The 23,495-nt window shown below is 37.5% G+C and carries 25 protein-coding genes; 24 read left to right on the forward strand and 1 reads right to left on the reverse strand.

Annotated features, from left to right (window positions below; all coding sequences use genetic code 11):
* Nucleotides 1–128 precede the first annotated feature (128 nt).
* The 18 genes from SDEL_RS02630 (at nucleotide 129) to SDEL_RS02715 (ending at nucleotide 14,334) form a co-directional block, all read left to right on the forward strand.
* A complete protein-coding gene (locus SDEL_RS02630; RefSeq protein WP_012856313.1) occupies nucleotides 129–551 on the forward strand; it encodes a FoF1 ATP synthase subunit B' in 423 nt (140 codons plus the stop codon).
* 11 nt (nucleotides 552–562) lie between these two features.
* Nucleotides 563–1,078, forward strand: a complete 516-nt coding sequence (locus SDEL_RS02635) for a F0F1 ATP synthase subunit B (protein WP_012856314.1) — start codon at nucleotides 563–565, stop codon at nucleotides 1,076–1,078.
* Nucleotides 1,078–1,608, forward strand: coding sequence for a F0F1 ATP synthase subunit delta (locus SDEL_RS02640; protein WP_012856315.1), 531 nt, complete (start codon nucleotides 1,078–1,080; stop codon nucleotides 1,606–1,608). Before SDEL_RS02635 ends, SDEL_RS02640 begins: the two co-directional genes overlap by 1 nt.
* Before the next feature lie 53 nt (nucleotides 1,609–1,661).
* Entirely contained in the window at nucleotides 1,662–3,167 is a 1,506-nt protein-coding gene (atpA, locus tag SDEL_RS02645) for a F0F1 ATP synthase subunit alpha (RefSeq protein ID WP_012856316.1), read from the forward strand.
* 9 nt (nucleotides 3,168–3,176) lie between these two features.
* Nucleotides 3,177–4,061, forward strand: coding sequence for an ATP synthase F1 subunit gamma (atpG, locus tag SDEL_RS02650; RefSeq protein ID WP_012856317.1), 885 nt, complete (start codon nucleotides 3,177–3,179; stop codon nucleotides 4,059–4,061).
* Nucleotides 4,062–4,094: 33 nt separating this feature from the next.
* Nucleotides 4,095–5,492, forward strand: a complete 1,398-nt coding sequence (gene atpD / locus SDEL_RS02655) for a F0F1 ATP synthase subunit beta (RefSeq protein WP_012856318.1) — start codon at nucleotides 4,095–4,097, stop codon at nucleotides 5,490–5,492.
* A gap of 19 nt (nucleotides 5,493–5,511) precedes the next feature.
* Nucleotides 5,512–5,907 carry an ATP synthase F1 subunit epsilon gene (gene atpC, locus SDEL_RS02660; RefSeq protein ID WP_012856319.1) on the forward strand — a complete coding sequence of 132 codons (396 nt, stop codon included), beginning with the start codon at nucleotides 5,512–5,514 and terminating at the stop codon, nucleotides 5,905–5,907.
* Nucleotides 5,908–5,912: 5 nt separating this feature from the next.
* Nucleotides 5,913–6,500: a MotA/TolQ/ExbB proton channel family protein gene (locus SDEL_RS02665; protein ID WP_012856320.1), complete on the forward strand. Its 588-nt coding sequence runs from the start codon at nucleotides 5,913–5,915 to the stop codon at nucleotides 6,498–6,500.
* A complete protein-coding gene (locus SDEL_RS02670; RefSeq protein ID WP_012856321.1) occupies nucleotides 6,501–6,893 on the forward strand; it encodes an ExbD/TolR family protein in 393 nt (130 codons plus the stop codon). It begins immediately after the preceding gene.
* A 5-nt stretch (nucleotides 6,894–6,898) separates the two neighbouring features.
* Nucleotides 6,899–7,675, forward strand: coding sequence for an energy transducer TonB (locus SDEL_RS02675; protein ID WP_012856322.1), 777 nt, complete (start codon nucleotides 6,899–6,901; stop codon nucleotides 7,673–7,675).
* 3 nt (nucleotides 7,676–7,678) lie between these two features.
* Nucleotides 7,679–8,947 (forward strand): Tol-Pal system protein TolB, encoded by a 1,269-nt coding sequence (tolB, locus tag SDEL_RS02680; RefSeq protein WP_012856323.1) that lies wholly within the window; start codon nucleotides 7,679–7,681, stop codon nucleotides 8,945–8,947.
* Nucleotides 8,948–9,010: 63 nt separating this feature from the next.
* Nucleotides 9,011–9,511, forward strand: a complete 501-nt coding sequence (locus SDEL_RS02685; RefSeq protein ID WP_012856324.1) for an OmpA family protein — start codon at nucleotides 9,011–9,013, stop codon at nucleotides 9,509–9,511.
* Nucleotides 9,512–9,522: 11 nt separating this feature from the next.
* A complete protein-coding gene (locus SDEL_RS02690; RefSeq protein ID WP_012856325.1) occupies nucleotides 9,523–10,443 on the forward strand; it encodes a tetratricopeptide repeat protein in 921 nt (306 codons plus the stop codon).
* A 120-nt stretch (nucleotides 10,444–10,563) separates the two neighbouring features.
* On the forward strand, nucleotides 10,564–11,148 hold the full coding sequence (locus SDEL_RS02695; RefSeq protein WP_012856326.1) for an FKBP-type peptidyl-prolyl cis-trans isomerase: 585 nt from the start codon (nucleotides 10,564–10,566) through the stop codon (nucleotides 11,146–11,148).
* Nucleotides 11,120–11,899, forward strand: coding sequence for a DNA-binding transcriptional response regulator (locus SDEL_RS02700; protein ID WP_223295857.1), 780 nt, complete (start codon nucleotides 11,120–11,122; stop codon nucleotides 11,897–11,899). The genes SDEL_RS02695 and SDEL_RS02700 overlap by 29 nt, the downstream gene beginning before the upstream one ends.
* A gap of 61 nt (nucleotides 11,900–11,960) precedes the next feature.
* Complete coding sequence (fabD, locus tag SDEL_RS02705) at nucleotides 11,961–12,884, forward strand: ACP S-malonyltransferase (protein ID WP_012856328.1); 924 nt, start codon at nucleotides 11,961–11,963, stop codon at nucleotides 12,882–12,884.
* Nucleotides 12,885–12,893: 9 nt separating this feature from the next.
* A complete protein-coding gene (locus SDEL_RS02710; protein ID WP_012856329.1) occupies nucleotides 12,894–13,589 on the forward strand; it encodes a 5'-methylthioadenosine/adenosylhomocysteine nucleosidase in 696 nt (231 codons plus the stop codon).
* Complete coding sequence (locus SDEL_RS02715; RefSeq protein WP_012856330.1) at nucleotides 13,582–14,334, forward strand: tRNA 2-thiocytidine(32) synthetase TtcA; 753 nt, start codon at nucleotides 13,582–13,584, stop codon at nucleotides 14,332–14,334. The genes SDEL_RS02710 and SDEL_RS02715 overlap by 8 nt, the downstream gene beginning before the upstream one ends.
* 22 nt (nucleotides 14,335–14,356) lie before the next feature.
* On the opposite strand, the gene recO is transcribed toward SDEL_RS02715, so the two are convergent.
* Complete coding sequence (gene recO / locus SDEL_RS02720) at nucleotides 14,357–14,974, reverse strand: recombination protein RecO (RefSeq protein ID WP_012856331.1); 618 nt, start codon at nucleotides 14,972–14,974, stop codon at nucleotides 14,357–14,359.
* A gap of 227 nt (nucleotides 14,975–15,201) precedes the next feature.
* On the opposite strand from recO, the gene gltB reads away from it, so the two are divergent.
* Genes gltB through dksA form a run of 6 tightly spaced genes read left to right on the forward strand, consistent with a single transcriptional unit; the run spans nucleotide 15,202 to nucleotide 23,491 of the window.
* The gene (gltB, locus tag SDEL_RS02725) at nucleotides 15,202–19,626 is read left to right on the forward strand and encodes a glutamate synthase large subunit (protein WP_012856332.1); all 4,425 of its coding nucleotides are present in this window, start codon (nucleotides 15,202–15,204) and stop codon (nucleotides 19,624–19,626) included.
* Nucleotide 19,627: 1 nt separating this feature from the next.
* Entirely contained in the window at nucleotides 19,628–21,013 is a 1,386-nt protein-coding gene (locus SDEL_RS02730) for a glutamate synthase subunit beta (RefSeq protein WP_012856333.1), read from the forward strand.
* Nucleotides 21,013–21,738, forward strand: coding sequence for an inositol monophosphatase family protein (locus tag SDEL_RS02735; RefSeq protein ID WP_012856334.1), 726 nt, complete (start codon nucleotides 21,013–21,015; stop codon nucleotides 21,736–21,738). The genes SDEL_RS02730 and SDEL_RS02735 overlap by 1 nt, the downstream gene beginning before the upstream one ends.
* 21 nt (nucleotides 21,739–21,759) lie before the next feature.
* The gene (gene accD / locus SDEL_RS02740; RefSeq protein WP_012856335.1) at nucleotides 21,760–22,638 is read left to right on the forward strand and encodes an acetyl-CoA carboxylase, carboxyltransferase subunit beta; all 879 of its coding nucleotides are present in this window, start codon (nucleotides 21,760–21,762) and stop codon (nucleotides 22,636–22,638) included.
* Nucleotides 22,635–23,090: a 23S rRNA (pseudouridine(1915)-N(3))-methyltransferase RlmH gene (locus SDEL_RS02745; protein ID WP_012856336.1), complete on the forward strand. Its 456-nt coding sequence runs from the start codon at nucleotides 22,635–22,637 to the stop codon at nucleotides 23,088–23,090. The genes accD and SDEL_RS02745 overlap by 4 nt, the downstream gene beginning before the upstream one ends.
* Nucleotides 23,091–23,131: 41 nt before the next feature.
* Nucleotides 23,132–23,491, forward strand: a complete 360-nt coding sequence (gene dksA, locus SDEL_RS02750) for an RNA polymerase-binding protein DksA (RefSeq protein ID WP_012856337.1) — start codon at nucleotides 23,132–23,134, stop codon at nucleotides 23,489–23,491.
* Nucleotides 23,492–23,495: the final 4 nt, after the last annotated feature.

The following is a 23,495-nucleotide window of genomic DNA, read 5'->3' on the forward strand; positions in this document are numbered from 1 at the left end:
CACACGTTTAATAAACTATTTTCCTTTACTATGGTAAAATTCGCCAAAATTTTCTAAAAGTAACTTTAACTTGTATCAAAAAAAATCTTAAAAATTGAGTCTCATCTCGAGCCAAAGGAGCAAGAATTATGTTGGATATCATACCAGCACTCTTACTAGTGACTGGAACTGTATTTTTAGTTTTGTTGATTGTTCTTAACAAAACATTATATAAACCACTCTTAGAGTTTATTGATAATAGAAATAACTCTATTAACCGTGATTTAGAAAATGCAGGAAAAAATGCTAGTGACGTTGTTGCCTATTACCAAGAAATAGAAACAATTTTGTCTGAAGCCAAGTTTGAAGCTGCAAAAATTCGTGAGGCTGCGATAAACGAAGCAAATGAGAAAGCTTTGAAACGTATTGAGCAGAAGAAAAATGAACTTGAAGTTCAAACAGGCGTTTTCTTCACAACGTTAGAATCAGAAAAAAATGAGTTTAAAAATAGTTTAATGGCACAAATGCCTCTTTTCAAAGAGAGCGTTCATGCAAAATTAAACACAATTTAAGGAGATAAAAAATGAAGATCAATTATTTTTTACTCTTGTTAACACCTATTGCCCTTTTAGCCAGTGGTGGTGAGGGAAGTGGTGGAACAGATATTTTTCCAAGAACCGTTAACTTTTTAATCTTTGTTTCAATCATGTATTACTATGTTGCGAATGATCTTAAAGCATGGTATGTAGGTCGAAAAAATGAGATTGCAACGAAGTTAGATTCAATTCAAGTTAAACTTAAAGAGTCTAATAGCAAAAAAGAGATAGCCCTTGCAAAAGTTGAAGAAGCAAAAGTAAATGCAAAAAATTTGATTGAAACTGCTAAAAAAGAGGCAGTTTTACTGACAGAAAAAATTGCACAAGAGGCAGATGCAGAACTAAGTAATTTAGAAAAAGCATTTCAAGATCGTATGGCAATAGAACAGCGTAGAATGCAAAGAGAAATTATCTCAAATGTCTTAGACGAGATGTTTAAAGAGGGTTCTATTACTCTAGGCGATGATGAGATGGTTAAAATTGTGAATAAGAAGGTTGCATAATGAGTAGTGCAATAGCAAAAAAATATGTCAATGCCCTTATGAAAGGCTGTACCAACGATGAATTGGTAGAAATTTCAAATGAACTATCTACTTTAAGCCATCTGTTTAGCCTTGATAAGTTTAACAATATTGTTCTTTCTCCTCATGTATCAAAACATGCTAAGGCGGAGTTTGTGGTTTCATTGTTAACGCTAAAGAATGTAAAATTAACGAATTTTGTTAAACTCTTAAACAACAATGATAGACTTAAATTAATACCTTCTATTGCAGATGAACTTAAATACCAGCTAGCACTGAAAAATAACAAGTTCGTTGGTACTATTTCTACAAGCTTTGCGATGAATGAAAGACAAATAAAACTTCTAGAAGATAATTTTAGTAAAAAATTTGGTGCGAGTATTTCGTTAAAAAATAGTGTCAATGCGTATCCTGGTATTAAGGTAGAGTTAGATGATTTAGGGATAGAAGTACGTTTTTCTCTTGAGCGACTCAAAGCTCAAATGAGCGAACATATTTTAAAAGCAATTTAGTATATTTTAGAAGAATAAACAAAGAAAGATAAGGAGTAATTGTGGGAGCAAAAATGAAAGCTGATGAGATCAGTTCAATCATTAAAGAGCGTATTGAAAACTTTGAACTCAATGTTGACATCGAAGAGACAGGAAAAGTTATTTCCGTTGCGGATGGTGTTGCAAACGTTTATGGGTTAAAGAACGTTATGGCTGGTGAAATGGTTGAGTTCGAAAATGGTGAGAGAGGAATGGCACTTAACCTTGAAGAATCAAGTGTAGGTATTGTTGTTCTTGGAAGCTGTAATGAGATTAAAGAGGGTTCTTCTGTTAAACGATTAGGAAAGCTTTTACGTGTACCTGTTGGTGAAGCGCTTGTTGGTCGTGTTGTTAACTCATTGGGAGATCCTATTGATGCAAAAGGACCAATTAACGCTACTGAGACACGTTTCGTTGAAGAAAAAGCACATGGTATTATGGCGAGAAAATCCGTACATGAGCCTCTTCAAACAGGACTTAAAGCAATTGATGCCCTTGTTCCCATTGGTCGTGGACAAAGAGAGTTGATTATTGGTGATAGACAAACAGGTAAAACAACGATTGCTATAGATACTATCATTAACCAAAAAGGTCAAAATGTTACATGTATTTATGTTGCGATTGGTCAAAAACAATCAACGGTTGCTCAAGTCGTTAAAAAGCTAGAAGAGCATGGAGCTATGGATTATACAATCATTGTTAATGCAGGAGCAAGTGATTCTGCTGCAATGCAATTTTTAGCACCATATGCTGGTGTTTCTATGGGTGAATATTTTAGAGATAGTGGCAAGCATGCGTTGATCGTTTATGATGATCTTTCTAAACATGCGGTTGCTTATCGTGAAATGTCATTGATTTTACGCCGTCCTCCAGGTCGTGAAGCCTACCCTGGTGATGTTTTTTATCTACACTCAAGATTACTAGAGCGTGCTGCAAAAGTCAATGATGAATTGGGTGCAGGTTCACTAACAGCGCTTCCTATTATTGAGACACAAGCGGGTGACGTTTCTGCGTATATTCCAACAAACGTTATTTCAATTACAGATGGTCAGATTTTCTTAGAATCAGATTTATTTAACTCAGGTATTCGTCCTGCGATTAACGTTGGTTTATCTGTAAGCCGAGTTGGTGGTGCGGCTCAAATTAAAGCAACCAAACAAGTTGCAGGAACACTGAGACTTGATCTTGCTCAATACCGTGAGCTTCAAGCATTTGCACAGTTTGCAAGTGATCTTGATGAATCAAGTAGAAAACAATTAGAGCGTGGTCAGAGAATGGTTGAGCTTCTCAAACAACCTCCATATGCACCAATTGCTATTGAAAAGCAAGTTTTAATTATTTTCGCAGGTGCTAAAGGTTATTTGGATAGTATTGATGTAAAAGAGGTGAGTCGTTTTGAAGCGGAACTTAACTCATACGTTGCTGCAAAATATCCAAATATTATTGAACAACTTAACGTTAAAAAAGCAATTGATAAAGAATTAGAAGAGCAATTACATAAGGCATTGAGCGAGTTTAAAGCGACGTTTGCAGTCAAGTAAGGATAAGCTATGGCAAACCTTAAAGAGATAAAAAGAAAAATCAAGAGTGTTCAAAACACTCAAAAAACGACACGAGCTATGAAACTCGTTTCAACTGCAAAGTTGAAACGAGCTGAAATGGCAGCAAAGCAATCTCGCTTGTATGCGATTAAAATTAATGAAGTGCTTTCAGAGATTGCTTATAAAATAAATCAGCATAAAAATGGTGCAGTTGAGAGTCGTTTTTTTGATAATAATCAAACACCACGTATTGTTGATGTTGTTTTTGTAACAGCAGACAAAGGGTTGTGTGGTGGTTTTAATGTTCAAACCATTAAAGCAGTGCGTCATCTATTGGCTGAGTATTCTGCCCAAAATATTACGGTTCGATTGCGTGCAGTTGGACGTAAAGGTATCGCATTTTTTAATTTCCAAGGTATTGAACTTCTGAGCACTTATGCTGGAGTGAGTTCTAGCCCTAGTTATGAAAAAGCACAAGAAATTATTAAAAGTGCCATTGACGATTTTATTGATGGAAAAACTGATAAAGTTATTCTTGTACACAATGGGTATAAAAATATGATTTCTCAAGAGTTGAAAATCGTAGATATTGTACCTGTTGCATCACCGATTGAGGCAAAAGAGACAAGTTCTTTAATGGAAGTTGAACCAGAAGCTAATGGTGAAGAGATTTTGGATTCTTTAATTCAAAAGTATTTTGAGTACAACATGTATTATGCCTTGATTGATTCATTGGCTGCTGAGCATAGTGCAAGAATGCAAGCCATGGAAAATGCAACCAATAATGCGAAAGAGCGTGTGGGTGTTCTTACACTCGCATATAATAAAGCAAGACAAGAGTCTATTACTACTGAGCTCATTGAGATTATCAGTGGTGTAGAGTCTATGAAATAAACTGTTTTTTAAAAAATAAAAGGAGAATATTCAATGAATGGATTAATTAGCCAAATCATGGGTCCAGTTGTTGACGTCGATTTTAATGGCTACCTTCCTAAAATCAATGAAGCGATTGAAGTGAATTATGAAGTAGAAGGTAAAAAACAAAAGTTGATTCTTGAAGTAGCAGCACATTTAGGCGACAACCGTGTAAGAACAATTGCTATGGATATGAGCGAGGGCTTAACAAGAGGAATCGAAGTTAAAGCTTTAGGAAATCCTATTCAAGTTCCTGTTGGTGAAGAAGTTTTAGGACGTATTTTTAACGTTGTTGGTGATGTTATTGACCAAGGTGAGCCCGTTGCTGGTAAAACAAAATGGTCAATTCATAGAGAACCACCAAAATTTGAAGAGCAAAGTACAAAATCAGAAATTTTTGAGACAGGTATTAAAGTTGTAGACCTTCTCGCTCCTTACGCAAAGGGTGGTAAAGTTGGGCTTTTCGGTGGTGCTGGTGTAGGTAAAACCGTTATTATTATGGAATTGATTCACAACGTTGCATTTAAGCATAGTGGATACTCTGTCTTTGCTGGTGTTGGTGAGCGAACACGTGAAGGAAATGACCTTTACCATGAAATGAAAGACTCTAATGTTTTGGATAAAGTTGCACTGTGCTATGGTCAGATGAGTGAGCCTCCAGGAGCACGTAACCGTATTGCTCTAACAGGTCTTACAATGGCTGAGTATTTCCGTGATGAAATGGGATTAGATGTATTGATGTTTATTGATAATATTTTCCGTTTCTCACAATCTGGTGCAGAGATGTCAGCACTTCTTGGACGTATTCCTTCAGCGGTAGGTTACCAACCAACCCTTGCAAGCGAAATGGGTAAATTCCAAGAGAGAATTACATCGACCAAAAAAGGTTCAATTACTTCTGTTCAAGCAGTTTATGTCCCAGCGGATGACTTAACAGACCCTGCTCCAGCAACAGTTTTTGCGCACTTAGATGCAACAACAGTACTTAACCGTTCTATTGCAGAAAAAGGTATTTACCCAGCGGTTGATCCATTGGATTCTAGTTCACGTATGCTTAATCCTGAGATTTTAGGTGCTGAACACTACAATGTTTCTCGTGGTGTACAAGCAGTTCTTCAAAAGTATAAAGATTTACAAGATATTATTGCAATTCTTGGTATGGATGAGTTAAGTGAAGAAGATAAAGTAACCGTTGATCGTGCTCGTAAAATCGAACGTTTCTTGTCTCAGCCATTTTTCGTTGCAGAAGTATTTACAGGAAGTCCTGGAAAATATGTTACGCTTGAAGAGTCAATCGCAGGTTTTAAAGGTATCTTAGAAGGTAAATATGATGATTTACCAGAAGCTGCTTTTTATATGGTAGGAAGTATCGAAGAAGTAATTGAGAAAGCTGCAAAATTAAAAAGCTAAGAAGCAATAAGGTTTAAAAATGAATACACTTAAATTGGAGATTGTCACTCCAGAGGGTCAAATTTTTACCAACGATGTCAAAGGTGTTACACTTCCTGGGAAAGAGGGTGAGTTTGGAGTACTTCCAAACCATGCCTCTATTGTAGCATTGTTGCAAGCAGGTATTATTGACATTGAACTTAAAGATGGAAATCACGATGTCGTTGCCATTAATTGGGGACATGTGAAAGTTGATGAGAACTCTGTCACTATTTTAGCCGATGGAGCAGTTTCTATTGGTGGGACAAGTGAAAGTGAAGTTGCTAAATCTTTAGAAGCTGCAAAAGAGCTTTTGAAAAGTATTAGTGATTCTGATGTTGCAATTGCAATGGCAACAGCAAAAATTGAATCTGCTGCTAAATTGAAAAAGTTTTAATTGATATGTCATTTCTTGATTTGGTGATTAATTTTGCCGCTCGAAGCGGTTTTGTTACATGGTTTATTATGATTTGGTTGTCTACTTATTTTATCATTACATTTGGGATACTATTTGGTAGGCACCTTTATTTAAATCATTGGCTTTCTGTTGAGAAGAGTTCTCTTGAATCGATGTTGATGGGTGCAAAAAATGTACGTGATGATTCGATTTTAAGAAAATGCTCTAGTGTTTCAGGAACATCTGAAAAATTGCTTAATGTTTGTAAAAATGTAGCTGAGAAAAATGCAACAAGTGCGTTATGGATGCTCTCAATTATTGCTTCAACAGCTCCTTTTATTGGTCTTTTTGGTACGGTTGTCTCTATCTTAGAAACTTTTAGTGGACTTGGACAATCAGGAAGCGCTTCTTTAGGTGTCATTGCTCCTGCCATTAGTGAAGCTTTAGTTGCGACAGCAGCAGGTATTTTTGTTGCTATTCCAGCGTATAGTGCAAACTTATTTTTGCGACGTAAGGCATATGAAGTGATTGTTTATGTGCAAAGAGAGGTTGATATTTTACTCTCAGCCAATGAAACAAAAAGAGATAATTAAATGCATAGTCAATTAGATGAAGTACCAGAACTAAATATTACGCCCTTAGTTGATATTATGTTGGTACTTCTTGCAATTTTGATGGTAACTACACCCGCTTTAGTTTATGAAGAGGTGATTAAGCTTCCTGATGGAAGTAAATCATCTGTTGTAAATAAATTACCAGAATTAGAAATTAGAATTACGAAAGATAGAAAAGTTTATTTAAAAAATGACAGTTTTATGTTATCGGAGTTCGCTGATAGTTTTATGATGCAAAAAAGTAAATATCCTTTAAAAAGTATTGTTTATATTAAAGCTGATGAGGGACTTTCGTATAAAGATGTTATGTTTGTACTTAAAACTGTTAAACAATCTGGTTTTACTAATATTTCATTAGAAACGAATGGATAGCTAACGTGTCAAGCGTTAATAAATATGCCTCCTTAGGGTGGACATTGTCCATCCTCCTTTATATTTTTATTCTTATTTTTTTTGGCTATATGTTAAGCCATGAGAAACAGACACTTAAAAATTATACTTCAAACAAAGATCCAATGAATGTCTCTTTAGTAGAAAGAACAAAAAATAACTCTGAAAAATTAAAAGAAGAGAGAAAAAAAGAAGAGATCAAAAAACCTGTTGAAAAACCTTCAGAAAAACCGAAAAGTGAAGAAAAGAAAGTTGCTTCATCTCCAAAAGAAGCAGTTAAAAGTCAATCTTTAAGAGGTTTATTTGAAGATATTAATACTTCTAAATTGAAACCAGAAGCAAAAGAGCAGAAAAAAAATCAAACACAACCAACACGTATTAAGCCAAATAAAGAAGAGACAAAAGAAAAGAGCGAGAATGTTGCTTCTAAAATCGCCAATTCTTTAAATTTTGCAGAAGAAAAGCATTTGATTGATAGTAAAAAAAGTGGTGAGTATGATCCTTTTATTGGTAAGGTACAAGAAATTTTAGAAGAAAATTGGCAAAAAACAGTTGATACTGAAAATGGAAATGTTGCTAAAGTAATTATCAAAGTAAGTAATCAAGGTGTTTTCAGTTATAAAATAGTTTCATTGTCGTATAACAATGATTTTAATACAAAATTAAAAGAGTTCTTAAAAAGCATGGAAAGTGAAGAATTTCCAAAATATGACAAAGGTGAGCTTTTTGAGTTACCTGTTGAATTTAAAGATATGAAGGAGTAAGTCATGATAAAAAAAATGATTTGTTTAATGGTGTTTGCACTGTTTTCGTATGCAGCAGATGCGACGGTTGAGATTGTTAAAAAAATAGATGTTTTACCAAAAATTGCTGTTCAGGATGCAAGTGCTAAAAATGTAGATATGGCATTAAGACAAAAATTTTTCAAACTATTGGTTGGCGATTTACGAGTCAGTAGTCATTTTCAAGTTGTTGATGAATATTTACAAAGTAGTTATGAAGGTGGACCTTTCGAGAATTTTCTTTCTGAAAAAAAAGTTGATTCAATTTTACGTTTTAGCATTAATAGTAATATCAATACGATGTCTGCCAATGTTAAATTTATTAATGCTAAAACAGGTGCAACAACTTTTGAAAAGGCATACTCTTTAAATGATCTCAAGCGACATCCATTCTTGGCACACAAAATTATTATAGATGTCAATGACCAAATAGGAGCTCCCTCTATTAAATGGATGGAGCAGTCTGTGATTTTTGCAAAATATACAGGGACTAAAAAAAGTGAAATTGTTGTTTCAGACTATACGCTTAGTTATCAAAAAGTGATGGTTGCAGGAGGATTAAATATCTTCCCAAAATGGGCAAATGATCAACAAAACGCATTTTATTATACTTCTTATAATGGGGCTGAGCCTACAATTTATCATTATGATTTAAGAACAGGTGCCCGTAAAAGTATTATTTCAAGTAATGGTATGATTGTATGTTCGGATGTTTCCAAAGATGGAAGTAAACTTTTGCTCACTATGGCGCCCAAAGATCAGCCTGATATTTACTTATATGATGTAAAAAGTCGCAAAATTACAAAAATTACAGAATATGCAGGTATTGATGTTAATGGTAATTTTATTGATAATGACAGACGTATTGCATTTGTTTCTGATAGATTAGGTAACCCTGATATCTTTGCTCAAGGTATTTATGATAAAAGTTTCGAAAAACTCGTCTATCATGGAAAAAATAAAAACTCTATTTCAACCTATGATAATTATATTGTTTATTCGAGCAGAGAAGCAGACAATGCCTTTGGACGTAATACGTTCAATCTTTATCTTATTTCTACGAATACAGATTATTTGAGACAATTAACAGCAGCAGGAGAGAATTTATATCCTCGTTTTGCAAATGATCCTGATACAATTATGTATATAAAGCAGTTTGGAAATCAGAGTGCCTTAGGCATTATTCGCTTAAATGCAAACAAAACGTATCATTTTGAGCTAAAAACAGGTAAACTTCAGTCAATTGATTGGTAATTTTTAAAAAAAAAATGGTATAATTCCAAAGTTGTAAATTTAATTTCCAAAAAGGATTTAATAATGGGTAAATTAGCGTTAACAAGTTTAGCGGTAGCAGTTTTAGTTTTGACTGGTTGTAGTCAAAAAAGTCCAGAGGTTGATATGACTAAATCAACTGCTGATACACAATCAAGTGTTGATGATGGTATGAGTGCTCTTCAAAAATTGATTGCTTCTTTAGAAGCAAATTCTAAAACAATCTATTTTGATTTTGACAAATACAATGTTCGTAAAGATCAACAAACAAATATCGATGCAAATGCTGCATTGTTTAACTCTGCTGAGGCAAAAAACTTTTCAATTAAAGTTGAAGGTAACTGTGACGAATTCGGTACAGATGAGTACAACTATGCGCTTGGTCTTAAAAGAGCAAAAAGTGTTAAAGATGGTTTGGTTGCAAAAGGTATGAATGCTGATAGACTTACAGTTGTAAGTTATGGTGAAAGCAATCCTGCTGTTAACGAGCACAATAAAGATGCTTGGGCAAAAAACAGAAGAGCTGAGTTTAAAGTACTTCCATAATTGTCTATAAAATGAAAAAAAAGTTTTTCTTATTTTCGGTAGCGCTACTTCCAATAGTAGCGTTATCTTCTGAACCTTCTGTTTACGGTACTATTGATAGCAATGGTATTTCTTCTAAAAGTGTTCCTTCTCAAGAAGTTCAAACTCTTCCACAAAATGGAGAGTCAGTTCATTCATCACCAATACGTTATAGAGAGCCTGAAAAAAGTTCAAGTACTAATGTTTCTTCTGAAGATTATGAAGGTGTTCGATCTGTTTTACAAAGTTATGAAACAAAAATTGCAAAACAAGATGAACGTATGCGACAGATGGAAGATGAGATTATTAAATTGCGTGAGTATGTTGAAGAAAGCCGAAAAATTCAACTTGAAAATCAAGAAAAAGTTAAGTCAGTAGTTGGCGAACTAGGTACGCTCATCGATTCTATTAATAAGAGTTATGTTCCAAAAGAAAAATTTGAACAGCTTGAAAATGAGTTAAAGCAGAATAAAAATGCCATTTCTAAGCAAAAATCGTCTGCGGTAGATGAAAAAAAGACAGAAAAAGAGTCTACACCTAGTGTGACTTCAAAGCAAGATTTGAGTTCTAAAGATAGTGCTAGCTTAATGAAAGAAGCAGATACCTTTTTTGAAAACAAATCTTATACCAATGCAGAACCTTTATACAAAGAGTTATTAAACCGCAATTATAAACCTGCAAAAGTAAATTTTAATTTGGGTGAGATTGCCTATAGTAAAAAATCGTATGCTTCGGCGATTGAATATTATAAGACAAGTATTTCCTTATTTGATAAAGCAGCATATATTCCAACGCTCTTATACCATACAGGAACTTCTTTTGAAAAACTTGGAAAAGCTAAGGAAGCACAAGGTTTTTATAAGGCATTGAAAGCAAATTATCCTACATCTCCTGAGGCTAAAAAAGTCAAATAACCTACTTTGACAATTTTTAACCACTCTTTTGCATAAAAAATAGACCTTACTTTTTTTCTAAGGGCTTCTACAACAAATTTATGATACGATAAACTTTACCAAAAAAACAAGGGAGAAGTTATGTTGATTTGCGATAATCAAGTCGTTTCAATTCATTATGAACTTACGAGTGTTGATAATGGTGAAGTTTTAGATAGTAATTTAAACGCTGCACCACTCTCTTTTATTGTTGGAAAAGGTCAAATCATTCCAGGATTAGAAGAAAAAATTAAAGAACTCAAAGCAGGAGATAATGCAAATATTCATGTTGCAGCAGCTGATGCTTATGGTGAGTATGATGAAAATGCTGTTCAAACTTTGCCTAAAGAGCAATTTGCTGGACTTGAACTACACGTAGGTATGACACTTTATGGTCAAGGCGAACATGGCGAGACTGTTCAAGTTGTTGTCAAAAATTTCAATGATGAAAATGTTGAAATAGATTTTAATCATCCGTTAGCAGGTAAAGATCTTTTATTTGCTATTAATGTTCTTGAAGTCAGAGATGCGACATCAGATGAGTTAATAAATGGATATGTTGGCAGTAGCCATGGTGGTTGTGGATGCGGATCAGGTGACAGTTGTCACACTACAAACGATGATGAAGATGCATGCTGCGGCGGTGAAAGTCACTCTCATGGTGGCGGATGTTGTGGATCACACTAATTATATAGCAAAGTCAAGAGCCTCAATTGAGGCTCTTAAATCTGCCAATCTTCTCAAAAGTGTCTCAATTAATGCATTAATCTTAGGTGAACGTGGTGTTGGTAAATTAACACTAGCACAACACATTGTTAATGCTCCTGTTGTAGATGCGAGAGCGTTTAATGATCTCTTAGCTCTCATTGAAACCCATAGTGTTTTGATTGTAAAAAATTTTCACGAAATTACCAATTATAAAAAATTAAAAATTGCATTGGATGTTTACAAAACACGTTTGATTGCAACTTCAAATATGGATATTAGTGACTCCATAGTGGATATGTTTTTTAGTTTAAAAATAGTGCTTCCTCCTTTACGTGAACGCAAAGAGGATGTTACTCCTTTAGTCGAAAAATTTACTGCAGAAGCACGATGTATGTTTGATGATACAGAGCATGATACTTTTTCACTTTCGATAATAGCCCCTGATTTGAGTAAAAATGCTTACTCCTTAAGACGTTCTGTATATAACGCTTACTTAATGCACTCTTTTGGTGAAGATGAAGTTTTAACCATGATGCAAAATTTTATTTCAAATAAAATTGGTGGGCGTAATGATTATCGTGACTTGTTGTACCTTTTTGATGTTCCCATGATTCAAAGTGGATACGTCAAATTTGGATCGCAACTGGCTATTAGTGAACGATTTGGACTCAATAGAAATACACTTCGCAAAAAAATTAACGACTACAAAGATCGATTAAAAATAGATTAACATGGAAAATGGTTATGGTCTTGCATAGCTCTTACATGTAAATAATATAAAAGGTTCATTAATGAATAAAACACTGTTTATATTTCCTGGTCAAGGCAGCCAAAAAGTTGGCATGGGGAAGGATTTTTATGACAACAGTTCACTTGCAAAAGAGATGGTTGAGAAAGCAAGTGAGCGCATTCATGTTGATTTTACAAAACTTCTTTTTGAAGAAAATGACCAATTAGAACAAACCGAATACACGCAACCTGCCATTTTGCTTGTCAGCCTCATTGCACATCGTCTTTTTACAGAAACGTGCAAAACGCTTCCTGTATCTGTTCTAGGACACTCTTTGGGTGAGTTCTCAGCACTCAGTGCAACAGGTGCTATGGACTACTTAGACGCTGTTGAATTAGTCCATCAACGAGGGTTGTTGATGAAAAAGGCATGTGAAGGTATTAACGCTGGGATGATGGCACTTTTAGGGCTTGATGATGCCCGTGTGGAAGAGATTACGTGTAAAGAGCGAGAGCTGGGTAAAAAGGTGTGGGCAGCCAACTATAACGGGGATGGGCAAATTGTCATTGCAGGCAATAAAGATGACCTCTCTTCCCTAGAGCCACTCTTTAAAGAAGCGGGTGCTAAAAAAGCAGTTTTACTGCCGATGTCTGTTGCCAGTCATTGTCCTTTGCTCAGTTCAGCCCAAGCCAATTTAGAGGGGTATTTGGAGAAGTGGCTGAAAGATGATTTTGCGATGCCTGTTATTTCTAATGTAACAGCCAAAGCGTATCAAAGCAAAGAAGAGGCAAAACGCTTATTGTCTGAGCAGTTGATTTCTCCTGTAAAATACAAACAATCTATTTTACATGTAGAATCTTCAACCGATATGTTTATAGAATTTGGTGGCAGTGTACTTAAAGGGTTAAATAAACGCATTTCGCAAAAGCCAACCCATAGCATTGTTGATATGAAAAGTTTAGAAGAAGTGCTTGCACTGTTTTAAAGGAAAAAGATGAAAATAGCCATTATGGGTGCCATGGTCGAAGAGATCACACCACTCTTAGATTTTTTTGGAACGTACGAAACACTAGAGTTTGCGAAAAATCGTTATTACACGACAACCTATAAAGGGATGGAGTTAGTGATTGCGTACAGTAAAATTGGTAAGGTAAATGCGAGTTTGACCGCAACAACCCTCATTGAAAAATTTGGGGCAGAACAACTGCTCTTCTCAGGTGTTGCAGGTGCGCTAAATCCAAATTTACGCATCGGTGATGTCCTTGTTGCAACGGCTTTAGCCCAGCATGATTTAGATATTACCGCTTTTGGGCATCCGCATGGGTATGTGCCTGAGGGGTCTGTGTATGTTGACACCGATGCGTCGCTTCGAGCTTTAGCGCATAAAGTAGCCAAGGCACAAAATATCATTTTGCAAGAGGGCATTATTGCCACGGGAGATCAGTTTATTTGCGATGGCGTCAAAAAAGAGTGGATTCATACGACGTTTAAGGCAGATGCGACTGAAATGGAAGGTGCATCAGTTGCTGTTGTGTGTGATGCGCTAAAGATTCCTTTTTGTGTGCTTCGTGCGATTAGTGATGCAGCGGACATGGATGCAGGTTTTAGCTTTGATGAGTTTTTAGTAAGCTCAGCTAAAGAGAGTGCGCAGTTTATTATTGCCATGTTGGATGAATTGGCAGATGCTTAATATTAGTAAACGTTTATTGCGTATTGCTGGGCGAACCAACGCGCGCTATAAGCTTATTTGCGAGGGTGATAGGATTCTTTTGGGGCTTAGTGGCGGTAAAGATTCACTCAGCCTTGCCCATATTTTAAAGCATATGCAACGGGTTGCTCCGTTTGATTTTGAGTTTAAGGCGGTTACGATTACCTATGGTATGGGTGAAGAGCTAGATACACTGCATCAGCACTGTGTTGAGCATGAGATAGACCATGAAATTGTGGATACGAAAATTTTTGATTTGGCGCAAGATAAAATTCGAGAAAACTCCTCTTTTTGTAGTTTTTTCTCACGAATGCGAAGGGGTGCGCTCTATACCTATGCTCTGGAGTATGGCTATACAAAATTAGCACTTGCACACCATTTGGATGATGCGGTGGAGAGCTTTTTTATGAACTTCTCTTACAATGGAACTTTGCGTTCCATGCCTCCAATTTATACAGCCCAGAATGGCTTACATGTAATTCGCCCGTTGATACATGCAAGAGAGCGTCAACTCAGAGATTGTGCAAAAGAGCATAACATGCCAACCATTGGTGATGAGGCGTGTCCTGCGATGCGTTTTGATGTAAAAATGCCTGTGATTCGTACTCGTACCAAAGAGATGCTGGCTCAAATGGAACAAGAAAACCCTGAGCTTTTTATTTCTCTTAAAAAAGCGTTTGAGAGTTTACAGGTTTCAAGTTTTTGCGATGAGCGTTTTTTAGCATAACGCTGACGTAGTTTTCTAAACGTTAAAACCCTTCCAATAAAATCTTCCATAGCACATCCACCTCTTCATCGCTGAGTGCTATGGTGCTTTTTTCTTCAAACAACCTTTTTACATGTAAAAGCGAAAACGTTTGATTCCATGCACAATTTTTGTGTGCGGGTAAATAGGCTCGAATGAGTGTTAAATCACTCGTTATGGGCTCTTCACAATTAAAACAGATAAAATCATCATGCAGTCTTCCTTCATGCTCTAAAAGCCTAACATAAGCCTCTATGGCTATACGTTTAGGATTTTGTTTCGCCCAAATAGCAGCACAAGACTCTAAAAGTTCAAAGTAGAAAGGCTCTAAGGACGCAATATCCTTGAGATGAGTATAAAAAAGACGCACAAAAGGTTGCCATAATAGCATTCGCTCACGATGGGTATTCCACGAAGTGCCTAAATGAAGGATAGAACGTAGCTGAGGGAGCGAGGATTTGAGGGAGGGAAGCGCTTCAAAGTCAATTTTATACCCTAAATGAATAGTGGAGTGTCTTGCCCCGTAAAATCGGTAGAGTGTTTTGATACTCGTTTGTGTGAGAAGGGTGACAATGAGGTCTTCGTCTTTAACCCGTGTAATATTGATAATATAACCTTGCATGAGGAATTTTAGCATTCAAATATTGCAATAATATTAAATTTTAAAATTAGTATATTAAATTTATATATTAAATTTATTGACAATTAATTTTATTTACGATAAGTAAGTGTTCAAAATAGCATAAAATAGTGTTTAATTGTTTTTTAATTGTTTTTTGTGTAACATCCTTCGCTTTTAACTTAAAATTTGTCAGATTTTTGATGAAAATTCCATAAAAGGCTTGTGCAATGGATCTTATTACAGGATTTAAAGACAATTGCGGTTTTGGACTAATCGCAAACATAAAAAATATCCCAACCCATGAAAATGTTGAAGATGCAATTACGGCGTTAGAGCGTATGATGCACAGAGGTGCGATAGCCGCAGATGGTAAGAGTGGCGATGGAAGTGGTCTTCTTTTTTCAATGCCCACTGAGTTTATGAAAAACGAAGCAAAAAAATTGGGTGTGGACTTGCCAAAGCAGTTTGCGGTCGCAATGATTTTTTTGCAAAATGATGAACAAAAACAGATTTTTGAAGAGACCTGTGAGCAAAATGACTTGAAAGTCCTCTTGTACCGTGATGTACCCGTCAAAACAAAAGCGCTTGGAAAATTAGCGCTGGATTCATTACCCCAAATTGTACAAGCCTTTGTAACCTCTTCTTCATTGGTTGCGACAAAACGCTTTGAAGCATTATTGTATTTAACCCGTAAAATGGTTGAAAAAAAGTTAGCACAGGCTTTTGATTTTTATATTGCTTCTTTTTCAAGTAAAGTGATTTCGTATAAAGGGTTGGTGATGCCAACCTACATTAAAACCTTTTTTCCCGATTTGAGCGATAAAGCGTTTAAAGCAACCTTTGCACTTTTTCATCAACGTTTTTCGACCAATACCCTTCCCAAATGGAAACTCGCACAACCGTTTCGCACTTTAGCGCATAACGGTGAGATTAACTCTATTTCAGCGAATCGTTTTTACACACAAGTGCGTAGCGAGTCTATAAAAAGTTCTGTTTTTACGCAAGAAGAGCTTCAACAACTCTATCCTTTAACCAACGCAGATGTCAGCGATAGCGCAAGTTTAGATAATATGTTTGAATTTATGTTGATTAATGGGTTTGATTTTTTCAAAGCCATTCGCTCTTTAATTCCTGTACCATGGCAAAATGCTCCTCATATGGATGCAGAGCTTCGAGCATTTTATGAATACTCCAGTATCAATTTTGAGCCATGGGATGGTCCTGCTGCGATTTCTCTGACCGATGGACGTTACATTGCCTGTGTATTGGATAGAAATGGTTTGCGTCCTGCCAAATATATCATTACCAAAGATGACCGCATTCTGATTTCAAGTGAATACGGTGTTTTAGATATTGAAGAGGATAACATCATTGAGCGTGGTCGTTTACAAAGTGGTCAAATGATAGGCTTAGACCTTAAATTTGGCAAAATCATGAAAGATGATGACATCAATGACTACATTAAAAGCTCCAACACTTACACAGAATGGCTTAATAAAGGGCTTGTTTACCTGCAAGAGTTTGTAGATATCCCGTTTTCAAAAACAACGGATTATGTACGTGAAAATTTAGAGATAGAACAGCGCTATTTTAACATCACGCAAGAAGTCAAAAATATGGTGCTTGAGCCGATGATGAAAGATGGCAAAGAGGGTGTTGGCTCTATGGGGGATGATACCCCAATGGCGGCATTTAGCCAAACACAGCGTAATTTTAGTGATTATTTTAAACAAAAATTTGCACAAGTCACCAATCCTCCGATTGACCCGATTCGTGAAAAAGTCGTTATGAGTTTAAATACCAACTTTGGCATCATTCGCAATATCCTAGAAGAGGGTGAAGAACACGCCCTTTGTATTAAAACCATTTCACCTCTTTTAATGCAAGAAAAATATGAAATTATTGATTCGTTTGGTGATGCCAGTAAACCTCGTTATAAAGAAGAGTATAAAAATCGCTATTTCTCAACCCTTTTTGAAGACAACCTTAAAGGTAGTCTTGAAGATTTGGTGTATGACATCGTTCAAGCCGTCAAAGAAGAGGGTGTTCGCATCGTTTTCCTTGATGATAGAGGAATGAGTGAAAAACAAAAACCGATGCCGATGACTATGGTCATTGGTCGAGTGAATCAGGTTTTATTGGATGAGGGTGTGCGCTCGCTGGTCTCCATTGTTGCCATTAGCGGTGAAGCGTTGGATGCCCATTCGTGTGCCACTATGGTTGGGTTTGGCGCCAGTGCGATTTATCCCTATCTTTTATACGCAACCGTTTTGGATGAGTGCAAAAAGAGTGAGATGAGTGCATATGAGACGAAAACAAAACTTAAAAACGTCAGTCACGCTATCAATCAAGGCTTGCTCAAAATTATGTCGAAGATGGGTATTGCAACGATTGCTTCATATCGAAACTCAGCCTTATTTGATGTCTTAGGACTTTCTAGCGAGATTGTTAAAGAGTGTTTTAATGGTGCGATTTCAATGATTCCAGGGCTTGGATATAGCGATATTGAAGAGCGTCTTTCAAACAACCATGCAAAAGCGTATGATCTAAACATTAACAAAAAACTCTTTCCGCTTGAAATTGGTGGATTTTACAAATACATTGAGGGGCAAGAGTTTCACGACTATCATCCGCATATTGTCCATGCGATTCACAAAGCCGTTGTGACAGCGGAGAAAAAAGATTTTGCGGAATTTACCAAAATGGTGAATAACCGTGGCTTTAAAATGATTCGTGACTTTTTTGAACTCAAATCTGATCGTGAGCCTATCGCATTGGAGAAAGTAGAGAGTAAAGAGGCTATTTTTAAGCGTTTTGCTACAGCAGCGATGAGTTTAGGCTCTATCTCTCCCGAGGCGCATGAAGCGCTAGGTGAGGCGATGAATAAAATTGGGGGTATGAGTAACTCAGGCGAGGGTGGTGAAGCACCAGAGCGTCTTAAAACCCATAAAAACTCTAAAATTAAACAGATTGCATCGGGTCGTTTCGGCGTAACACCTGAGTATTTACGCTCCGCCACAGAGATTCAAATTAAAGTGGCACAAGGTGCAAAACCAGGTGAGGGTGGTCAGCTTCCAGGGCATAAGGTGACACCACTCATTGCCACTCTTCGTTATACCATTCCAGGTGTTACACTGATTTCTCCTCCGCCACACCACGATATTTACTCGATTGAGGATTTGGCGCAACTTATTTTTGATATGAAGCAGATTAATCCTGATGCGATTATTACGGTGAAATTAGTCTCCACAGCAGGTGTTGGAACGATTGCAGCGGGTGTTGCTAAAGCGTATGCGGATAAAATTATTATCTCAGGAGGCGATGGTGGTACGGGTGCAGCACCTTTAACCTCCATTAAATTTGCGGGAAATCCGTGGGAATTAGGGCTGAGTGAAGCGCATAATGCACTCAAAGCAAACCATTTACGTGATAGTGTTCATTTGCAAACCGATGGTGGTTTAAAAACGGGACTTGATGTTATTAAGGCTGCTTTATTGGGGGCAGAGAGTTATGCGTTTGGAACGCTCTCTTTGACGATTATTGGGTGTAAAGTGCTTCGTGTGTGTCACCTAAACCGCTGTTCTGTGGGTGTGGCAACGCAAGATGAGAAGCTTCGTGAACACTTTGTCGGTACGGTCGATAAATTGGTGAACTTCTTTACCCTATTGGCTGAAGATGTGCGTGAGATATTGGCACACTTAGGCTATGAGCGTTTGGAAGATATTATTGGACGAAGCGATCTTTTACATGTAATTGAAGATAGCTTTGCGAAAAAGTTTGACTTCTCTTCGGTTCTGATGCGACTCGAAGGACCCAACACGCACAATGGCAAAGCCAATGAGCCGTTTGATAAAAATGAATTTGAGAAAGAGATTTTAAAAGAGGTTTACAAAGTTATTGAAAATCCTGATGAAAAAATGGTGTTGCACAAATCCATTTGCAATACCAATCGAAGCTTTGGCACACTCATCAGCGGTGAAATTGCGAAATACTATGGCAATAAAGGGCTAAAAGATGAGAGCATTGTCTTTAGACTCAATGGCGTAGCAGGACAATCTTTGGGGGCTTTTTTAGCCAATGGTATTAGCATTAATCTCAAAGGCACTGCCAATGATTATGTGGGCAAAGGCATGAACGGTGGAAAAATCGTTATTGCTCCAAAGTATCAAGGCAGAGGTTACTCGTGTGCGGGCAATACCTGTTTGTATGGCGCAACGGGTGGAAAACTCTTTGTTGCGGGCAATGTGGGTGAGCGTTTTTGTGTGCGTAACTCAGGCGCTACGGCGGTTGTTGAAGGGACGGGTGATCATGCGTGTGAGTATATGACAGGCGGTGTGGTTGCTATCTTAGGCAGTACGGGTGTAAATTTTGGTGCGGGTATGACAGGCGGTGTGGCGTTTATCTACGATGAAAACCGTGATTTTATTGACAAACTCAATCAAGAGTTGGTTGTGGCAGAGCGTATTGATACGGATGACATGGATGAAGCACGCCACTTCTTAAAACGCCTCCTTCGAACGCATATCAATGAGACGGTGAGTTTCAAAGCTACCCATATTTTAGAGAATTTCCGTGATGTTTTAAGAGATTTTTGGATGGTACGCCCTAAAGATATGACCAATGTACCACTCAACCCAGCGCAAGGAGACTAAGATGCAAAATTTTATCAATGAAGAGAGAATTGAGCCAAGAAAGCGCTCAACCAGTGATAGGGTCAGAGATTTTAAAGAGATTTATGAAGTGATGGGTCGAGAAGACGCTAGAGAACAGGCGGATCGTTGTGTGCAGTGTGGCGACCCTTTTTGCCATAGTAAATGTCCTTTGCATAACTACATTCCTTTTTGGCTCAAAGCAACCAGTGGGATGAAGAAAGAGTTGGCGTTTAATCTTTCCAATGAAACCAACCCTTTTCCTGAAATTACAGGGCGTATTTGTCCGCAAGATCGCCTTTGCGAGGGAGATTGTACGCTCAATGATGGGTATGGTGCAATTACGATTGGGGCGATTGAGACATTTATCTCAGAAGATGGTTTCAAGCGAGGATTAAAACCATCTTTCCCTGGGATTACGACCAAGAAAAAAGTAGCGGTAATTGGTGCGGGACCTGCAGGATTGGCGTGTGCAACCTACTTACTTCGTGCGGGTATTGCGGTCAGTTTATACGATAAGCAAAACCGAGCGGGCGGACTTTTAACCTATGGTATTCCTGGTTTTAAACTCGATAAAGAGGTGGTAGCACGTCGTGTCAAGTGGCTTGAAGAAGCGGGTCTTTCTTTACATGTAAACACACACGTAGGCAGTAAAGAGCTGAGTTTTGATGAGGTGGCACACAGTCATGATGCTATCTTTTTAGGCATTGGTGCGGAGAGTCCACGCAAAGCGAATATCGCCAATGAAAACGCTGAGGGTGTCTTTCTTGCCATTAACTTTTTACGTTCCATTCAAAAAAAGCTTTTCAATGAAGCCTACGATAAAAAGTTTGAAGTTAAGGGTAAAAATGTTGTGGTCATCGGTGGTGGCGATACGGCGATGGATTGTCTTAGAACCTCCATTCGTGAGGGGGCTAAGAGTGTGACTTGTTTGTATCGAAGAGATAAATACAATATGCCAGGCAGTAAAAAAGAGTTTAAAAATGCCATTGAAGAGGGTGCGGAGTTTGTTTACAACGTGACACCTAAAGAGATTTTGGTTAATTCTGATGGCGCTGTGGTGGGTATTGATATGCATAAAACGATTTTGGGCGCTAAAGATGCGAGTTGCCGTCAGTGCGTGGAAATTGTCAAAGGTGGCGATTTTAGAGTGGATGCGGATGTGATTATTTTTGCTTTAGGTTTTAGTCCTTCTGTTCCGACTTTTTTAGCTGAAAATGGCATTGAGGTGAATAAATCAGGGTGCATTGTCGTCAATCATGAGTATCAAACGACCAAATCAGGGGTTTATGCGGGTGGAGATTGTAAGCGAGGTTCTGATCTTGTTGTCACCGCAGCCAAAGAGGGCAAAGAAGCAGCGATGCACATCATCAAGAAACTGCTCGGCTAATGCGTTTTATTGAGGCGGTTTTACGTGCGAATGAAGAGCTTTATACCCTTTTACATGTAAAGGGTTTGCAGACTACGCATCATCAAGCATTTGAAGTGGGTGCGGGAGGGGATAGAAGTGCGGGGATTGATTTAGAAGCAGAGAAGATTTTTATTAAACATCTTCTGCCTTTTGGAGAGATTTTATCAGAAGAGAGTGGGGTCATTGAAAACCCCGCTACTTCCGCTCGCATTGTACTGGATCCCATTGATGGAAGTGACAATCTGCTCTCTCATTTACCCTATTATGGAACTTCTGTGGCCTATTTTGAAGCAGGAAAATGTACCCAAGCGGTCATTGTAAATTTAGCCAATGGGGATGTTTTTATCAAGGATGAACAGGGGTTAAGGCAAGGTAAAATTGGCTCAGATACCTTTTTATATGTAAGAAAAAATAGCTTTTCAAAAGTGGGTATTTTTGAGCGTTCGTACGCTTCAAATTGTGTGCATCAGAAACTTTTTGATGCCAAGATAAAATACCGCTCTCCTGGTGCCTTTGCCCTCTCTTTAGCCTACGCCCACGACGTTGATTTTGTCCTTTATGTTGGCAAAATGCGCTCTTATGATATTGAAGCGGGTCTTTTTATGTGTGCGGATTTAGAGACCTTCTGTGAGGGTGAGATTTTCCTCGTAAGTAAAGATAAGGAAATTTTCGATAAAATGATAGGCTTATTTAAAAGCGATTAGCTTTACACGAGGATAAAACCTATGCGATTTGCAGAAATTTTCAGCAGCATCCGAAAAATGCAATCTACTCCAAGCGAAGCCCCAAGCCATTGGGTGAAGTGTGGTGCCTGCCAATCTTTGATGTATTATAAAGAAGTTGAACAGTGTTTAAATGTCTGCCCAAAGTGTGGTTTTCATATGCGTATCTCTGCCAAACAACGTATCGAACAGCTCTGTGATGAAGGAAGTTTTGTTGAGTTTGATACGAAATTAGCTCCTATAGATCCCCTCAAATTTGTAGATAAAAAATCGTATAAAAAACGGATTGAAGAGGCGCAAGAGAAGACAGGAAAAAACTCTTCTGTTGTATGTGGTTCATGTAAAATCAATGGTGTGAGCGTTCAGCTTGTTGTGTTTGATTTTGCGTTTATGGGCGGAAGTTTAGGTTCTGTTGAGGGCGAAAAAATTGTACGAGCGATTCATCGTGCGATTGCCAATAAAGAGGGCTTAATTATTATCAGTGCCAGTGGTGGTGCTCGTATGCAAGAGAGTACCTTCTCTTTGCTTCAAATGTCTAAAACATCTGCCGCACTCACGAAACTTGCTGATGCAAAACTCCCCTACATCTCTGTTTTAACCGACCCAACGATGGGTGGGGTTAGTGCCTCTTTTGCCTTTTTAGGTGATATTATTATGGCTGAACCGGGTGCTTTAGTGGGTTTTGCGGGTCAGAGAGTCATTAAACAAACGATTGGTGCCGATCTACCAGAAGGCTTCCAGAAAGCTGAATTTTTGTTGGAACATGGCTTAATTGATATGATTGTTAAACGCAGTGATATGAAAAAGGTTCTCTCAGACTTGTTGACACTTTTGGGTGAGTCGTGTCATAAAGAGGCTTTTGAGTTAAAACTCAAAGCATGAATATCACCCTCTTTACGATAGAAAAAAGCAGCGATAAAGCCTTAGACGGCATTGCTGGTGAATACACTAAAATGATTTCTCGCTTCGCTAAAATAGAAGCGATAACGCTCTTTAATAAACAAATTGCAGCCGCACAGATGGTGGGTGCAAAAGAGGCTAGAACTTCTTACACTAAAGCGTATGAACCCCATTTAAAAGGGTACAATGTCGCTTTAGATGTTCAAGGAGAAGAGCTAAACAGTGAACAGTTTAGTACGCTTTTTGATTATGATGTGAATATTAATTTTTTCATTGGAGGTGCTTTTGGCTTTGAAGAGGCTTTTTTAGGTAAAACTCAAAAGATTATAAGTTTAAGTAGATTAACATATGCGCACAAAATCGCAAAGGTGGTTTTATTTGAACAGATTTATCGGGGATTGTGCATAAAAAATAACCATCCCTATCACAAATAGTTATCTATAATGGTTTCAATTTTTCGTAAAGGAAACAGAGAATGAGAGAGCACGAGCTAAAGCATTTTGAGGATATTCTAAAAGAAAGAAAAACTCAAATTAAGAAAAATATTGAAGATTCGATGCGAGAAATCGAAGATTTAAAAGACAGTGAAGTTGGGGATGAGGCAGATCATGCTTCCGTGAGTACGGATCGTATGATTGAACAGGCGATTAGTACACAACAAACCAAAGAGCTTAATGAGATAGAGTTTGCTTTAAATAAAATTCGCAATGGCTCGTATGGGATGTGCGAAATGTGTGAGGAAGATATTGGGTTTCAACGCCTTAAAGTAAAACCTCATGCGAGATATTGTATTGTGTGTCGAGAGATTATTGAGAAATCGGCAAAAACTAAGTAAGAGA

Source organism: Sulfurospirillum deleyianum DSM 6946, from assembly GCF_000024885.1.
Lineage (GTDB): Bacteria > Campylobacterota > Campylobacteria > Campylobacterales > Sulfurospirillaceae > Sulfurospirillum > Sulfurospirillum deleyianum.

Coding starts and splice junctions, on each gene's coding strand:
- SDEL_RS02690 (WP_012856325.1), top strand. CDS start 9,523: ATGAAAAAAAAGTTTTTCTTATTTTCGGTAGCGCTACTTCCAATAGTA.
- SDEL_RS02630 (WP_012856313.1), top strand. CDS start 129: ATGTTGGATATCATACCAGCACTCTTACTAGTGACTGGAACTGTATTT.
- fabD (WP_012856328.1), top strand. CDS start 11,961: ATGAATAAAACACTGTTTATATTTCCTGGTCAAGGCAGCCAAAAAGTT.
- SDEL_RS02640 (WP_012856315.1), top strand. CDS start 1,078: ATGAGTAGTGCAATAGCAAAAAAATATGTCAATGCCCTTATGAAAGGC.
- SDEL_RS02635 (WP_012856314.1), top strand. CDS start 563: ATGAAGATCAATTATTTTTTACTCTTGTTAACACCTATTGCCCTTTTA.
- SDEL_RS02745 (WP_012856336.1), top strand. CDS start 22,635: ATGAATATCACCCTCTTTACGATAGAAAAAAGCAGCGATAAAGCCTTA.
- dksA (WP_012856337.1), top strand. CDS start 23,132: ATGAGAGAGCACGAGCTAAAGCATTTTGAGGATATTCTAAAAGAAAGA.
- atpA (WP_012856316.1), top strand. CDS start 1,662: ATGAAAGCTGATGAGATCAGTTCAATCATTAAAGAGCGTATTGAAAAC.
- tolB (WP_012856323.1), top strand. CDS start 7,679: ATGATAAAAAAAATGATTTGTTTAATGGTGTTTGCACTGTTTTCGTAT.
- SDEL_RS02700 (WP_223295857.1), top strand. CDS start 11,120: ATGGTGGCGGATGTTGTGGATCACACTAATTATATAGCAAAGTCAAGA.
- SDEL_RS02695 (WP_012856326.1), top strand. CDS start 10,564: ATGTTGATTTGCGATAATCAAGTCGTTTCAATTCATTATGAACTTACG.
- gltB (WP_012856332.1), top strand. CDS start 15,202: ATGGATCTTATTACAGGATTTAAAGACAATTGCGGTTTTGGACTAATC.
- SDEL_RS02710 (WP_012856329.1), top strand. CDS start 12,894: ATGAAAATAGCCATTATGGGTGCCATGGTCGAAGAGATCACACCACTC.
- SDEL_RS02735 (WP_012856334.1), top strand. CDS start 21,013: ATGCGTTTTATTGAGGCGGTTTTACGTGCGAATGAAGAGCTTTATACC.
- SDEL_RS02730 (WP_012856333.1), top strand. CDS start 19,628: ATGCAAAATTTTATCAATGAAGAGAGAATTGAGCCAAGAAAGCGCTCA.
- atpG (WP_012856317.1), top strand. CDS start 3,177: ATGGCAAACCTTAAAGAGATAAAAAGAAAAATCAAGAGTGTTCAAAAC.
- SDEL_RS02715 (WP_012856330.1), top strand. CDS start 13,582: ATGCTTAATATTAGTAAACGTTTATTGCGTATTGCTGGGCGAACCAAC.
- SDEL_RS02665 (WP_012856320.1), top strand. CDS start 5,913: ATGTCATTTCTTGATTTGGTGATTAATTTTGCCGCTCGAAGCGGTTTT.
- accD (WP_012856335.1), top strand. CDS start 21,760: ATGCGATTTGCAGAAATTTTCAGCAGCATCCGAAAAATGCAATCTACT.
- recO (WP_012856331.1), bottom strand. CDS start 14,974: ATGCAAGGTTATATTATCAATATTACACGGGTTAAAGACGAAGACCTC.
- atpD (WP_012856318.1), top strand. CDS start 4,095: ATGAATGGATTAATTAGCCAAATCATGGGTCCAGTTGTTGACGTCGAT.
- atpC (WP_012856319.1), top strand. CDS start 5,512: ATGAATACACTTAAATTGGAGATTGTCACTCCAGAGGGTCAAATTTTT.
- SDEL_RS02670 (WP_012856321.1), top strand. CDS start 6,501: ATGCATAGTCAATTAGATGAAGTACCAGAACTAAATATTACGCCCTTA.
- SDEL_RS02685 (WP_012856324.1), top strand. CDS start 9,011: ATGGGTAAATTAGCGTTAACAAGTTTAGCGGTAGCAGTTTTAGTTTTG.